Source organism: Burkholderia sp. AU44665 (assembly GCF_030504405.1).
GTDB classification, from domain to species: Bacteria; Pseudomonadota; Gammaproteobacteria; order Burkholderiales; family Burkholderiaceae; genus Burkholderia; species Burkholderia semiarida.
On record NZ_JAUJRI010000002.1, the window covers coordinates 534,168 to 548,279 of the forward strand.

The window sequence follows — 14,112 nt, forward strand, 5'->3', positions numbered from 1 at the left end:
GCTGGATGCAAACGAACCTCGCCGATTTCATCCGCAACACGCCCGACGGCGACGAGGCCGACGCGATCCTGCGCAAGTGCGTGCACTGCGGGTTCTGCACCGCGACCTGCCCGACCTATCAACTGCTCGGCGACGAACTCGACGGCCCGCGCGGCCGCATCTACCTGATCAAGCAGATGGTCGAGGGCGCGGCCGTCACGCGCAGCACGCAACAGCATCTCGACCGCTGCCTCACGTGCCGCAGTTGCGAGACGACCTGCCCGTCCGGCGTTCAGTACGGCCGGCTCGTCGAGATCGGCCGCAAGCACGTCGAGGCGCAGGTGCAGCGCCCCGCGCAGCAGCGACTGATGCGCCGCGTGCTCGCGAGCGTCGTGCCGAACGCGGCGCTGTTCTCGCCGGTGATGCGGCTCGGCCAGCACGTGCGGCCGCTGCTGCCGAAGCGGCTGCGCGACAAGGTGCCGCCGCGCACGCGGCTGCTCGAATGGCCGCACCGCACGCATACGCGCAAGATGCTGATGCTCGGCGGCTGCGTGCAGCCGTCGATGCTGCCGAACATCAACATCGCGACCGCACGCGTGCTCGACGCGCTCGGCATCGAGACGGTCGTCGCGCCCGACGCGGGCTGCTGCGGCGCGATCCGTCTGCACCTGAACTATCACGACGAGGCGCTCGACGACGCGCGCCGCAACATCGACGCGTGGTGGCCGCACGTCGAACAGGGCGTCGAGGCGATCGTGATGAACGCGTCGGGCTGCGGCGCGACGGTGCTCGAATACGCGCACCTGCTGCGCGACGATCCGGCCTACGCGGAGAAGGCCCAGCGCATCGTGTCGCTGACCCGCGACATCTCCGACGTGCTGCTCGCGTTCGAGGCCGAGCTCGCGACGATCGCGCGGCGCCGCGCGATCCATACGGTCGCCTATCACCCACCGTGCACGCTGCAACACGGCCAGCAGTCGCGCGGCAAGGTCGAGCGCCTGCTGGAGACGCTCGGCATCGACGTGCGGCTGCCGGCCGACAGCCACCTGTGCTGCGGCTCGGCCGGTACCTACTCGCTGACGCAGCCGTCGCTGTCGTACCGGTTGCGCAAGCAGAAGCTGCTGAAGCTGCAAGCGCTCGAGCCGCAGATGATCGTGTCCGGCAACATCGGCTGCATCGCGCATCTGCAAAGCGGCACGCAGGTGCCGGTCGCCCACTGGGTCCAGCTCGTCGAGCATCTGCTGTACGGTTAGGGCCTGTTCACGCGCGCGCCGTCCGTATAATGAGCGGATCGATGCGAGGCGCGTCGCCGCGCATCGGCTTCATACCCGCTTCCGTGCTGCCTCCGTGCCCGCTTTCGTGCCCGTCATGTCCGATCTCGCCGCCCGTCTCGACTCCGTTCACCGCCGCATCGCCGACGCCGCCCGCGCGGCCGGCCGCGACCCCGCCACCGTCTCGCTGCTCGCCGTGTCGAAGACGTTTCCGGCCGACGACGTGCGCGCCGCGCATGCGGCCGGGCAGCGCGCGTTCGGCGAAAACTACGTGCAGGAGTCGATCGACAAGATCGACGCGCTCGCCGACCTGCGCGCGAGCCTCGAATGGCATTTCATCGGGCCGCTGCAATCGAACAAGACGCGCCCCGTCGCCGAGCGCTTCGACTGGGTCCATTCGGTCGACCGGCTGAAAATCGCCCAGCGCCTGTCCGAGCAGCGCCCCGCCCACCTGCCGCCGCTCAACGTGTGCGTGCAGGTGAACATCAGCGGCGAGGCGTCGAAGAGCGGCGTCGCGCCGGCCGACGTGGCGGAGGTCGCGCGGGCGGTCGCCGCGCTGCCGTCGCTGCGGCTGCGCGGGCTGATGGCGATTCCCGAACCGGCCGGCGACACCGCCGCGCAACGCGCGCCGCATCGCGCGCTGCGCGCGCTGTTCGACGCGTTGCGCGCCGACGGCCTGCCGCTCGACACGCTGTCGATGGGCATGTCCGCCGATCTCGAGGCGGCTGTGCTCGAGGGCGCGACGATCGTGCGCGTCGGCACCGCGATCTTCGGCGCGCGCGATTACGCGCACTGAACGCCGCGCCCTTTTCCGCCTTTCCGTTCATTCACTCGCTCATTCCCGACATCATGAAAATCGCATTCATCGGCGGCGGCAACATGGCCGCGGCCCTGATCGGCGGCCTGATCAAGCGCGGCGTCGCCGCGGACGGCCTGTATGCCATCGACGTCAACGAAGAAGTCCGTGCGCGCGCGGCGCAGCAATTCGGCGTGCGCACCGGCGCGGCGATCGACGCGACGCTCGCCGATTACGACGCGATCGTGCTCGCGGTGAAGCCGCAGGTGCTGCACGACGTCGCGCAGGCGCTCGCGCCGCACCTGAAATCGCAGCTCGTGATCAGCATCGCGGCCGGCATCCGCGGCACGGATCTCGCCCGCTGGCTCGGCGGCTACGCGCGCGTCGTGCGCACGATGCCGAACACGCCCGCGCTGGTCGGCATGGGCGTGACGGGCCTGGCCGCGCTGCCGGGCGTCGACGCCGCGGGCCGCGAACTCGCGTCGAGCGTGCTCGGCGCGGTCGGCGAGATCGTATGGTTCGACGACGAATCGCAGCTCGACGCGGTCACCGCGATTTCGGGCAGCGGCCCCGCGTACGTGTTCTATTTCATCGAAGCGCTGCAGGAAGCCGCGCGCCGCCTCGGCATGAACGACGAGCAGGGCCGCGCGCTCGCGGTCGCGACGTTCACCGGCGCCGCGCAACTCGCCGCGCAGTCGGGCGAACCGGCGAGCGTGCTGCGCGAACGCGTGACGTCGAAAGGCGGCACGACGGCCGCCGCGCTCGCGGCGTTCGACGCGCAGGGCGTGAAGGAAGCGATCGTGCGCGGCGCGCTCGCGGCCGAAGCGCGCGCGAAGGAAATGGGCGACGAGCTCGGCCGCGCGTAAGCGCGACAGCGGCGCCGGTTTTGCCGGCGCTGGACGTAAAAAAAGCGGCCCGACGGTCGCTTTTTTACGTCCAGCGTTGCGTGCAAAGACACGCGCAGCGCCGTTCAATGACCGGCCAGCAGGTACTGCACGGCAATGCCCGCGAACAACACGCCGCCGAGCCAGTTGTTGTGGCGGAACGCCGCGAAGCACGGCATCCGTTCGCGATCCTTGATCAGCGTGTAGTGATACAGCGCGCAGCCGACCGCCGCCGCCCAGCCCACCCAGTACGCAAGGCCGAAGCCGAGCGTCGCGCCGATCCACGCGTAGATGCCGAGCGTCACCGCGTAGCACGCCATCACGGCCACGACGTCGAAACGGCCGAACGTCAGCGCGGACGTGCGGATGCCGATCTTGATGTCGTCGTCGCGGTCGACCATCGCATATTCGGTGTCGTACGCGACCGACCAGAAGATGTTCGCGACCAGCATCACCCACGCAAGCACCGGCACCGTGTCCTGCACGGCCGCGAACGCCATCGGGATGCCGAAGCCGAACGCGATACCCAGATACGCCTGCGGAATCGCGAAGAAGCGTTTCATGAACGGATAGGAACCGGCGACGAACAGCGCGACGACCGACAGTTCCTTCGTCAGCGTATTGAGCGGCAGGATCAGCAGGAACGCGATGAACGACAGCCCGACCGCGATCGCGACGGCTTCCCACGCCCGGATCTTGCCCGACGTCAGCGGCCGGTCGGCCGTGCGCTTCACGTGGCGGTCGAAATCGCGGTCGGCGTAGTCGTTCATCGCGCAGCCGGCCGAGCGCATCAGCAGCGTGCCGAGCACGAAGATTACGAGCAGCGGCCAGCGCGGGTGGCCGTCCGATGCGATCCACAGCGCGTTGAGCGTCGGCCACAGCAGCAGCAGGCTGCCGATCGGCTTGTCCATCCGGACGAGCCGCAGATACAGGGGGAAGCGGGCAAGCATGGCGAAGCACCGGGAAGGGAATCCCGGCATTTTAGAGCCGAGCGGGGCTCCGCGTCATGTCGGCGCGACCCGCGGCCAGCGGCCGAGGCGGGCCGGCTGGCCGCCGAGGCCCGCCGCGCGTGGCCGCACGGTCGCACGCATCGATCAGGGGACAGATTCGAGACCGGCCGGCATCGGGCCGGCCTGAAGTCCGCGGCAGCGCGAAGCTTACGCGAGCAGCGACCGCAGCATCCATGCGGTCTTTTCATGCGTCTGCAGACGCTGGGTCAGCAGGTCGGCGGTCGGCTCGTCGCTCGCCGCGTCGGCGATCGGGAAGATCTCGCGCGCGGTGCGCACGACCGCCTCGTGCCCTTCGACGAGCTGGCGGATCATGTCCTCGGCGGCCGGCACGCCCTTCGCTTCGGGCACCGACGACAGTTTCGCGAAATCGGCGAACGTGCCGGGCGCGACGACGCCCAGCGTGCGAATGCGCTCGGCAACGGAATCGACCGCGAGCCACAGTTCGTTGTACTGCTCCTCGAACATCAGGTGCAGCGTGTTGAACATCGGTCCGGTCACGTTCCAGTGGAAATTGTGGGTCTTTAGGTACAGCGTAAACGTATCGGCAAGCAGGCGCGACAGGCCGTCCGCGATGTTCTTGCGGTCCTTGTCGCTGATACCGATGTTGATTTGCGTGGCGTTGCCTTTCTTGGCCATCTTCGAGACTCCTCATTCGAAATGTTGAACCGGCGAAAATGCGTCGAGCAAGCCGCATGCCGCGTCGCGCGGCATCCGTTCGCGACTCGCCAGTTTAACGTCGCGAAGGCGTCGCCGCACTCAACCGCCGGCGATCGACATGAACGGCCCGAGCACGTGCAGCGCCTGCGAGACCAGTTCCGCCGCCCCGCCGACGACGATCGCGAAGCCAACGGTGTAACGCGCCAGCTCGACCGGCGATCGCAGAATGGGCGACGCCGCGGCGCGCACGTTGAGCATCATCTGGGTCATGATCGTCACTCCTTCGACAAGACATCGTTCAGAGAAGAAACGGCCGGTCGTTCGACCGGCCGCTTCACGTTACTGCGTGACTGCATCACCGCATCAGGATGCGGCCGGGTTCACGCGAGATCGAAGCGGTCGAGGTTCATCACCTTGTTCCAGGCGGCCACGAAGTCGCGCACGAACTTCTCCTTCGCATCCGCGCTGCCGTACACCTCGGCCAGCGCGCGCAACTGCGAGTGCGAGCCGAAGATCAGGTCGACGCGCGTGCCCGTCCACTTGACCGCCCCCGTCGCACGGTCGCGCCCCTCGAACACGTCGTTCGCGCCCGACACCGGCTTCCACTCCGTACCCATGTCGAGCAGGTTCGCGAAGAAGTCGTTCGTCAGCGTGCCCGGACGATCGGTGAACACGCCGTGCTTCGAGTCGCCGACGTTCGCGCCAAGCACGCGCAAACCGCCGACGAGTACCGTCATCTCCGGCGCCGTCAACGTCAGCAACTGCGCCTTGTCGACCAGCAGCGCCTCGGCCGGCGTCTTGTACGCGTGCTTCAGGTAGTTGCGGAACCCGTCCGCCACCGGCTCGAGCACGGCCATCGCGTCGACGTCGGTTTCTTCCTGCGACGCATCCATCCGGCCCGGCGCGAACGGCACCGTGATCGCGACACCCGCGTTCTTCGCCGCCTGCTCGACGCCGGCCGCGCCGGCCAGCACGATCAGGTCGGCCAGCGACACCTTCTTGCCGTCCGTCTGCGCATCGTTGAACGCCTTCTGCACGCCTTCGAGCGTTTCGAGCACCGCCGCGAGCGCCGCCGGCTGGTTCACTTCCCAGTCCTTCTGCGGCGCGAGACGAATGCGCGCGCCGTTCGCGCCGCCGCGCTTGTCCGAGCCGCGGAACGTCGCCGCCGACGCCCATGCGGTCGACACGAGCTGCGACACCGACAGGCCGGTGGCCAGCACCTTCGCCTTCAGCGCGGCGACGTCGGCGGCGTCGATCAGCGGGTGATCGACGGCCGGGATCGGGTCCTGCCACAGCAGGTGTTCCGCCGGCACGTCCGGGCCGAGATAGCGCGAGCGCGGGCCCATGTCGCGGTGCGTGAGCTTGAACCATGCGCGTGCGAACGCGTCGGCGAACTCGGCCGGGTTCTCGTAGAAGCGGCGCGAGATCTTTTCGTAGGCCGGGTCGAAACGCAGCGACAGGTCGGTCGTCAGCATCGTCGGGCGATGCTTCTTCGACGCGTCGTACGCATCGGGAATCACTTCGTCGGCATCCTTCGCGACCCACTGGTGCGCGCCGGCCGGGCTCTTCGTGAGCTCCCATTCGTAGCTGAACAGGTGCTTGAAGAAATCGTTGCTCCACTGCGTCGGCGTCGACGTCCACGTGACTTCGAGGCCGCTCGTGATCGTGTCCTTGCCCTTGCCCGTGCCGAACGTGCTCTTCCAGCCGAGGCCCTGCTGCTCGATGCCCGCGGCTTCCGGCTCGGGGCCGACGTTCGAGGCCGGGCCGGCGCCGTGCGTCTTGCCGAACGTGTGGCCGCCCGCGATCAGCGCGACCGTTTCCTCGTCGTTCATCGCCATGCGCGCGAACGTCTCGCGGATGTCGTGCGCGGCGGCGACCGGGTCGGGGTTGCCGTCCGGGCCTTCCGGGTTCACGTAGATGAGGCCCATCTGCACCGCGGCGAGCGGGCTTTCGAGCTCGCGCTTGCCGGTGTAGCGGCTGTTCGGGCCGCCGCTCAGTTCCAGCCAGATCTTTTCCGAGCCCCAGTAGACGTCGTCCGGCTCCCACGTGTCGACGCGGCCGCCGGCATAGCCGAAGGTCTTGAAGCCCATCGATTCGAGCGCGACGTTGCCGGTCAGGATCAGCAGGTCGGCCCACGAGATGTTGCGGCCGTACTTCTGCTTGATCGGCCACAGCAGGCGGCGGGCCTTGTCGAGGCTGACGTTGTCCGGCCAGCTGTTGAGCGGCGCGAAGCGCTGCTGCCCGCCGCCGGCGCCGCCGCGGCCGTCGGCCGTGCGGTAGGTGCCGGCGCTGTGCCACGCCATGCGCACGAACAGGCCGCCGTAGTGGCCGAAGTCGGCGGGCCACCAGTCCTGCGAGGTCGTCATCAGCGCATGCAGGTCCTGCTTCACCGCGGCGAGATCCAGCTTCTTGAACGCTTCTGCGTAGTCGAAATCCGGGTCCATCGGATCGGACAGCGCCGAATGCCGGTGCAGGACGTTCAGGTTCAGCTGATTCGGCCACCAGTCCTTGTTCGTCGTGCCGCTGCCTGCGGTGTGGTTGAACGGGCACTTCGTTTCGTTCGACATGCTTTTTTCTCCTTTACTTGCTCGTAGGCCCCCACGTGCCGGGCGCGGTTCGTGGAGCATTGCGGGGGGTAAGAAACAGAACGGGCGGGTTCTCCTGTCGCGCTACCGGACGTCGTGCGCGGCCTTCCGCACGCGTTCCCGTTGTCGCGCGCCGCAGGCGGGGCGCTCGGGGAAGCGGCCGCCGGCTGCCGTCGTGCCGGCGAGGCGGGTGTTTTTTCCGGTATCGGACATGCGATGCTCCGTCATGGCTTGACGGCGGGTGAATCGGGGGAACACAGGACCGGCGCGGGGCGGCACTCATCCGCCATACACACGATCCGCCAGGTACGCGAATGCAATCGGACGCAGGCTGCGGACCGCCGCCCTGGCGCGATGCACGATTGTCCCGCGCGACGGGACGTTCCACTGCGCGTGCTGCAATACCGACCGCATCATGACATCCTCCTTTGACGCTTGCATTCAACGTGCATTCCGCACGTCGGCTCGATGCCGATCCATGGTGAGGATTCTATATAAATCTATCAATTATTTGAATTTAATAAATTTCATCTATTTGATAGGGAAAAATAAACGGGGTCGCACGACCCCGTTCATCACGCTGCCACACACGCATGCACAACGCGCGTCAGTTCATCGTGGCCGGCATGTCGAGCTTCGCGACACCCGGCAGCTCGCACGCGGCAATCGCGTCGCTGATCGCGTCGATCGCCGGCATCCGCGTGAAGCTCTTGCGCCATACGAGCACCACGCGGCGGTCCGGCACCGGTTCGTTGAACGGCACGTACGACAACAGCTCGGCATCCGGGCCGTTCGCGCGCGGGCCGATCTCGGCGACCGACATCCGCGGCAGCACGGTAATGCCGACGCCGCTCGCGACCATGTGGCGGATCGTCTCGAGCGACGAGCCCTCGAAGGTCTTCTGGATGCCGTCGGCCGTCTGCGAGAAGCGCATCAGTTCCGGACACACGCCGAGCACGTGATCGCGGAAGCAGTGGCCGTTGCCCAGCAGCAGCATGGTTTCCTGCTTCAGGTCCTCGGCGTCGATTTCGTCGCGCTTCTCCCACGGATGGCCGGCCGGCAGCGCGACGACGAATGGCTCGTCGTACAGCGGGCGCACCATCAGGCCGGTTTCGGGGAACGGCAGCGCCATGATCGCGGCGTCGATCTCGCCCTGCTTCAGCAGTTCGAGCAGCTTCAGCGTGTAGTTCTCCTGCAGCATCAGGGGCATCTGCGGCACCCGCTGGATCATCTGCTTGACGAGCGTCGGCAGCAGGTACGGCCCGATCGTGTAGATCACGCCGAGGCGGAACGGGCCGACGAGCGGGTCCTTGCCCTGCTTCGCGATCTCCTTGATCGCGAAAGTCTGCTCGAGTACGCGCTGCGCCTGGGTGACGATCTGGTCGCCGATCGGCGTCACGCTCACTTCGCTCGCGCCGCGCTCGAAAATCTGCACGTTGAGCTCGTCTTCGAGCTTCTTGATCGCCACCGATAGCGTCGGCTGGCTCACGAAGCACGCTTCGGCCGCACGGCCGAAATGCCGCTCGCGCGCGACTGCGACGATGTATTTCAATTCAGTCAGCGTCATTGTGGGTCAATCAGGGATATACAGGCGATAGGTTTAATTTATACACCTGTTGGCACCGGTTCGCCAAGTTTCTCTGCATCGCGGTGCGTCGATCGGTGGCGTTCGATCCGGCCCCGAGCCGGTGGATCAGGCCTTCAGGTACTGCTCGCGCGCGCCGAGCCAGCGCGCCAGATGCTGCGTGACGACCTCAGGATACGCGGCAATCAGCCGCGCCGCGGCCTCGCGGGCCGGCTCGATCAGCCAGCCGTCGGTCTCGAGGTTCGCGAAGCGCAGCATCGCCGCGCCCGACTGGCGCGCGCCGAGGAATTCGCCGGGCCCGCGGATTTCGAGGTCGCGCCGCGCGATCTCGAAGCCGTCGGTCGTCTCGCGCATCGTCTTCAGCCGCTCGCGACCGGCGATCGACAGCGGCCCGGTGTACAGCAGCACGCACACCGACGCCGCGGTGCCGCGCCCGACACGGCCGCGCAACTGGTGCAGCTGCGCCAGGCCGAAGCGCTCCGCGTGCTCGATCACCATCAACGACGCGTTCGGCACGTCGACGCCGACCTCGATCACGGTCGTCGCGACCAGCAGCTGCACTTCGTTGCGCGTGAACGCGTCCATCACGGCCGCCTTGTCGGCCGGCGACAGCCGGCCATGCACGAGGCCGACCTTCAGTTCGGGGAGCGCGGCGGCGAGCGTCTCGTAGGTTTCGACGGCCGTCTGCAGCTGCAGCGTCTCGCTCTCCTCGATCAGCGGGCACACCCAGTACACCTGGCGCCCGGTCAGCGCGGCCTCGCGCACGCGGGCGATCACCTCGTCGCGCCGCGCGTCGCCGACGAGGCGCGTGAGCACGGGTGTGCGCCCGGGCGGCAGCTCGTCGATCGTCGACACCTCGAGGTCCGCGTAGTACGTCATCGCGAGCGTGCGCGGGATCGGCGTGGCCGACATCATCAACTGGTGCGGCTGAAAGTCGCGCGCGCCGTTGGCCGCGTTCGCCGCCTTCGCGCGCAGCGCGAGACGCTGCTCGACGCCGAAACGGTGCTGCTCGTCGACGATCACGAGGCCGAGCCGCGCGAATTCGACCGTATCCTGGATGATCGCGTGCGTGCCGATCACGAGCTGCGCGGTGCCGAGCGCGGCCGCCTCGATCGCCGCGCGTTTCTCCTTCGCCTTCAGGCTGCCCGCGAGCCACGCGACCTTCACGCCGAGCGGCTCGAGCCACGCGCGCAGCTTGCGCGCGTGCTGCTCCGCGAGGATTTCGGTGGGCGCCATCAGCGCGGCCTGGTAGCCGGCGTCGATCGCCTGCGTGGCGGCCAGCGCGGCGACGACCGTCTTGCCGCTGCCGACGTCGCCCTGCAGCAGGCGTTGCATCGGGTGCGCGAGCGTGAGGTCGTGCGCGATTTCGTCGACGACGCGCGCCTGCGCGCCGGTCAGCGTGAACGGCAGCGCCGCGTAGAAACGCGTCGTCAGCGCATCGGCATCGCTCGCGCCGCGGCGCGGCATCGCGGGCGCGGCGCGCGTGCGGCGCTCTTCGTGCGCCCGCTTGAGCGACAGTTGCTGCGCGAGCAACTCCTCGAACTTGATGCGCGTCCACGCCGGATGCGAGCCGTCCATCAGCGCGGCTTCGTCGGAATCGACGCGCGGATGGTGCAGGATGCGCACCGCCTGCTCGAGCGTCGGCACGTCGAGCGGCTTCAGGTAATCGCGCTGGATCTCCGGCGGCAGCAGTTCGGGCAGCGGCGTGCGCTCGACTGCGTTCTCGATCGCCTTGCGCAAGTACGCCTGCGATACGCCGGCCGTGCTCGGGTAGACGGGCGTGAGCACCTGCGGCAGCGGCGCGTCGGCTTCGACGACGCGCACGGCCGGATGCACCATCTCCATCCCGAAAAAGCCGCCGCGCACGTCGCCGCGCACGCGCAGCCGCTGGCCAACGGCCATCTGCTTGACCTGCGACCCGTAGAAATTCAGGAAGCGCAGCACGAGCTGCTCGCCGTCGTCGTCCTGGATCTTCACGACCAGCTGGCGGCGCGGCCGGTAGGCGACCTCGTTGTCGAACACGACGCCTTCGGTCTGCGCGATGCCGCCCGGCAACAGCTCGCCGATCGGCGTGAGCGTGGTTTCGTCCTCGTAGCGCATCGGCAGATGCAGCACGAGATCGATCGAACGCGTGAGGCCGAGCTTCGCGAGCTTGTCGGCGGTTTTCACCGGCTTGTCGGCGGCCGGCTTCTTCTTGCGCTTCGCGCCGGCCGCGCCTGCTTCGTCGCTCGCGGCGGCGCCGTCGGCCTCGGGCGCGGCCGCCGCGGGCTGCGCGAGCCGGCCGTCGGCGCCGCGCTTCGGGCCGGCGCGGCGCGCGCCGGGGCCCGCTGCGGGCGGCGCTAACGAGGCGGCATCGTCCGCGTCGAACGGATCGGCGGAATCGGCGACGGCAGCGGGGGAACGGCGTGGTGACACAGGCATCGGATCGTCTGGGTGCTTCGCAAGGCAAGTACAATAGCGGCTTTCACGTCGTCCGAACGAACGACGCCGGCCAGGCCGCGCATCCCGTCATCATAGCGGCTCGCGCGCCCCGATTACGCGTTTCCGCCCTGCCGGCGACGCCCGCCGGCCGCTTCGAACCAGCCCGCATGTTCACGCTTTCCGATTTCGATTTCAATCTGCCGCCCGAGCTGATTGCACAAACCGCGCTGCCCGACCGCACCGCGAGCCGCCTGCTCGAGGTGGACGGCACCGTCGAGCCCGCCCGCCTGGTCGACCGCCATTTCACCGAGCTGCCGGCGTGCATCGCGCCCGGCGACCTGCTCGTGTTCAACGATACCAAGGTGCTGAAGGCGCGTTTCTTCGGCCAGAAGGCCAGCGGCGGCAGGATCGAGGTGCTGATCGAGCGCGTGACGGGCACGCACACGGCGCTCGCGCAGATCCGCGCGAGCAAGTCGCCGGGCGCCGGCACGACGCTGCGTCTGGCCGATGCGTTCGACGTGACGGTCGGCGAGCGCGTCGAGCCGTTCTTCACGCTGCATTTTCCCGCGCCGTGCCTCGACCTGATCGAGCAATTCGGCCGCCTGCCGCTGCCGCCGTATATCGAGCACGATCCCGACGCGACCGACGAAACGCGCTACCAGACGGTCTACGCGAGCAACCCGGGCGCGGTGGCAGCTCCTACGGCCGGGCTGCATTTCGACCAGCCGCTGCTGGAGAAGCTCGATGCGATGGGCGTCGAGCGCGCGACGCTCACGCTGCACGTCGGCGCCGGCACGTTCCAGCCGGTGCGCGTCGAGAACATCGCCGAGCACAAGATGCACAGCGAGTGGTACGACCTGCCGCAGTCGCTCGTCGACAAGATCGCCGCGACGCGTGCGCGCGGCGGCAACGTGATCGCGGTCGGCACGACGTCGATGCGCGCGCTCGAAGCCGCGGCGCGCTCGGCCGACGAAGCCGGCCGCGCGCTCGCGGCGACGCAGGCCGAGACCGACATCTTCATCACGCCCGGCTATCGTTTCCGCGTAGTCGACCGGCTCGTCACGAATTTCCACCTGCCGAAATCGACGCTACTGATGCTGGTGTCCGCGTTCGCGGGCGTCGAGACGATCCGCGCCGCGTACCGGCACGCGATCGAAGAACGCTACCGGTTCTTCAGCTACGGCGACGCGATGCTGCTCACGCGGCGCGACACGCCGGAGGCGCCGGGCGCGTAAGCGCGGCGTGCGCGATCACGCACCGGCCTGCGATCGCCAGCAGCCGTTGCGCGCCTCGCGGTCGCGCCTCGCGCTGTTACCCCGTTTTCCCGCCGTACGCGCTACGATGGCGCGCACCCGCTTTCCCCGCCGCCGGCTGCCCGGCGGCGTTTCCAACATGCGCCGAACTGTTCTTCGGTGGCAAGGAGAATGACGCGATGACCGAAGGTTCATCCCACGATACGCACGCTCATCCGAGCGCCCCCGTGCAGGACCGCCCCGCCAACGGGCTCGAATTCGAACTGCTGACGACCGACGGCCACGCGCGCCGCGGCCGCGTGAAGCTCAACCACGGCACGGTCGAGACGCCGATCTTCATGCCGGTCGGCACGTACGGCACCGTGAAGGCGATCCAGCCGCGCGAGCTGCACGAGATCAAGGCCCAGATCATCCTGGGCAACACGTTCCACCTGTGGCTGCGCCCGGGCCTCGACACGATCGACGCGCACGGCGGCCTGCACGGCTTCATGGGCTGGAACAAGCCGATCCTGACCGACTCCGGCGGCTTCCAGGTGTTCTCGCTCGGCGACCTGCGCAAGATCACCGAGGACGGCGTCACGTTCGCGTCGCCGATCAACGGCGACAAGCTGTTCCTGTCGCCGGAAGTGTCGATGCAGATCCAGAAGGTGCTGAACTCGGACATCGTGATGCAGTTCGACGAATGCACGCCGTACGCGACCAACGGTGTGCCGACGACGCACAAGGAAGCGGCCGACTCGATGCGCATGTCGCTGCGCTGGGCGAAGCGCTCGCTCGACGAATTCAACCGGCTCGGCAACCCGAACGCGCTGTTCGGGATCGTCCAGGGCGGGATGTTCGAGGATCTGCGCGACGAATCGCTCGCGGGCCTCTCGGAACTCGGCTTCCACGGCCTCGCGATCGGCGGGCTGTCGGTGGGCGAGCCGAAGGAAGACATGATGCGCGTGCTGCGGCACGTGGGCCCGAAGCTGCCGGCCAGCAAGCCGCACTACCTGATGGGCGTCGGCACGCCGGAGGATCTGGTCGACGGCGTCGCGAACGGCATCGACATGTTCGACTGCGTGATGCCGACCCGCAACGCGCGCAACGGCTGGCTGTTCACGCGCTTCGGCGACGTGAAGATCCGCAACGCGACGCACAAGAACTCGCTGAAGCCGCTCGATTCGACCTGCACCTGCTACACGTGCCAGAACTTCTCGCGCGGCTACCTGCATCACCTGCACCGGGTCGGCGAAATCCTCGGCGCGCAGCTCAACACGATCCACAACCTGCACTACTACCTGCAACTGATGAGCGAGATCCGCGACGCGATCGAAATGCATACGTTCGACGCATTCCGGCAGCGCTTCGCGGAGGATCGGGCGAGAGGGGTCGACTGACGGTAAATTCGCACACGGCGCGCGCGATCTTCCATCACCATCGAGTTGCGCTTATGCCGAAAAGCCGGCCTGCCGCGTGCCGGGCACGCTCCCGTGTCACGCGGCCGGCCGAAGCCATGCCTCGAACGCCGCTCGATAGCAATCCGTGCCCCCGACATTCAGCCGGCCGATGAGTCGATGCGCACTCTTCTGCAGCACGCCGGAGTCGAGGTCCGCTTGTCGCCCTGACAAGTCAGTCCGCACCGCAACATGAAAAGCGCGCACAAGCGTCTCGTTCGCCATACATCCTTTT

The 14,112-nt window shown here is 68.1% G+C and carries 12 protein-coding genes; 5 read left to right on the forward strand and 7 right to left on the reverse strand.

The window, feature by feature from the left end; translation table 11 throughout:
- Positions 1–5: 5 nt before the first annotated feature.
- From glcF to proC, 3 genes are all read left to right on the forward strand, one after another.
- Positions 6–1,232: a glycolate oxidase subunit GlcF gene (glcF, locus tag QZM15_RS07615; protein WP_059642162.1), complete on the forward strand. Its 1,227-nt coding sequence runs from the start codon at positions 6–8 to the stop codon at positions 1,230–1,232.
- Between the two features lie 115 nt (positions 1,233–1,347).
- Complete coding sequence (locus QZM15_RS07620; protein WP_226289990.1) at positions 1,348–2,046, forward strand: YggS family pyridoxal phosphate-dependent enzyme; 699 nt, start codon at positions 1,348–1,350, stop codon at positions 2,044–2,046.
- A 53-nt stretch (positions 2,047–2,099) separates the two neighbouring features.
- On the forward strand, positions 2,100–2,912 hold the full coding sequence (gene proC, locus QZM15_RS07625; RefSeq protein WP_302106129.1) for a pyrroline-5-carboxylate reductase: 813 nt from the start codon (positions 2,100–2,102) through the stop codon (positions 2,910–2,912).
- A gap of 104 nt (positions 2,913–3,016) precedes the next feature.
- Here the strand turns inward: proC and ubiA are convergent, their stop codons facing one another.
- From ubiA to recG, 7 genes are all read right to left on the reverse strand, one after another.
- Positions 3,017–3,880 (reverse strand): 4-hydroxybenzoate octaprenyltransferase, encoded by an 864-nt coding sequence (gene ubiA, locus QZM15_RS07630; protein ID WP_302106130.1) that lies wholly within the window; start codon positions 3,878–3,880, stop codon positions 3,017–3,019.
- 207 nt (positions 3,881–4,087) lie between these two features.
- Positions 4,088–4,576: a non-specific DNA-binding protein DpsA gene (dpsA, locus tag QZM15_RS07635; RefSeq protein ID WP_059574306.1), complete on the reverse strand. Its 489-nt coding sequence runs from the start codon at positions 4,574–4,576 to the stop codon at positions 4,088–4,090.
- Positions 4,577–4,696: 120 nt separating this feature from the next.
- Positions 4,697–4,867 carry a hypothetical protein gene (locus QZM15_RS07640; RefSeq protein WP_185716491.1) on the reverse strand — a complete coding sequence of 57 codons (171 nt, stop codon included), beginning with the start codon at positions 4,865–4,867 and terminating at the stop codon, positions 4,697–4,699.
- 110 nt (positions 4,868–4,977) lie between these two features.
- The gene (gene katG / locus QZM15_RS07645; RefSeq protein ID WP_302106131.1) at positions 4,978–7,164 is read right to left on the reverse strand and encodes a catalase/peroxidase HPI; all 2,187 of its coding nucleotides are present in this window, start codon (positions 7,162–7,164) and stop codon (positions 4,978–4,980) included.
- Positions 7,165–7,266: 102 nt separating this feature from the next.
- Positions 7,267–7,395, reverse strand: a complete 129-nt coding sequence (locus QZM15_RS07650) for a hypothetical protein (protein ID WP_257219934.1) — start codon at positions 7,393–7,395, stop codon at positions 7,267–7,269.
- 394 nt (positions 7,396–7,789) lie between these two features.
- Positions 7,790–8,749 (reverse strand): LysR substrate-binding domain-containing protein, encoded by a 960-nt coding sequence (locus QZM15_RS07655; RefSeq protein ID WP_006754461.1) that lies wholly within the window; start codon positions 8,747–8,749, stop codon positions 7,790–7,792.
- 126 nt (positions 8,750–8,875) lie between these two features.
- A complete protein-coding gene (gene recG / locus QZM15_RS07660) occupies positions 8,876–11,188 on the reverse strand; it encodes an ATP-dependent DNA helicase RecG (RefSeq protein ID WP_302106132.1) in 2,313 nt (770 codons plus the stop codon).
- A gap of 167 nt (positions 11,189–11,355) precedes the next feature.
- On the opposite strand from recG, the gene queA reads away from it, so the two are divergent.
- Both queA and tgt read left to right on the forward strand, forming a co-directional pair.
- Positions 11,356–12,423, forward strand: coding sequence for a tRNA preQ1(34) S-adenosylmethionine ribosyltransferase-isomerase QueA (gene queA, locus QZM15_RS07665; RefSeq protein WP_226224551.1), 1,068 nt, complete (start codon positions 11,356–11,358; stop codon positions 12,421–12,423).
- A gap of 197 nt (positions 12,424–12,620) precedes the next feature.
- Positions 12,621–13,820: a tRNA guanosine(34) transglycosylase Tgt gene (gene tgt / locus QZM15_RS07670; protein WP_104012428.1), complete on the forward strand. Its 1,200-nt coding sequence runs from the start codon at positions 12,621–12,623 to the stop codon at positions 13,818–13,820.
- Positions 13,821–14,112 lie beyond the last annotated feature (292 nt).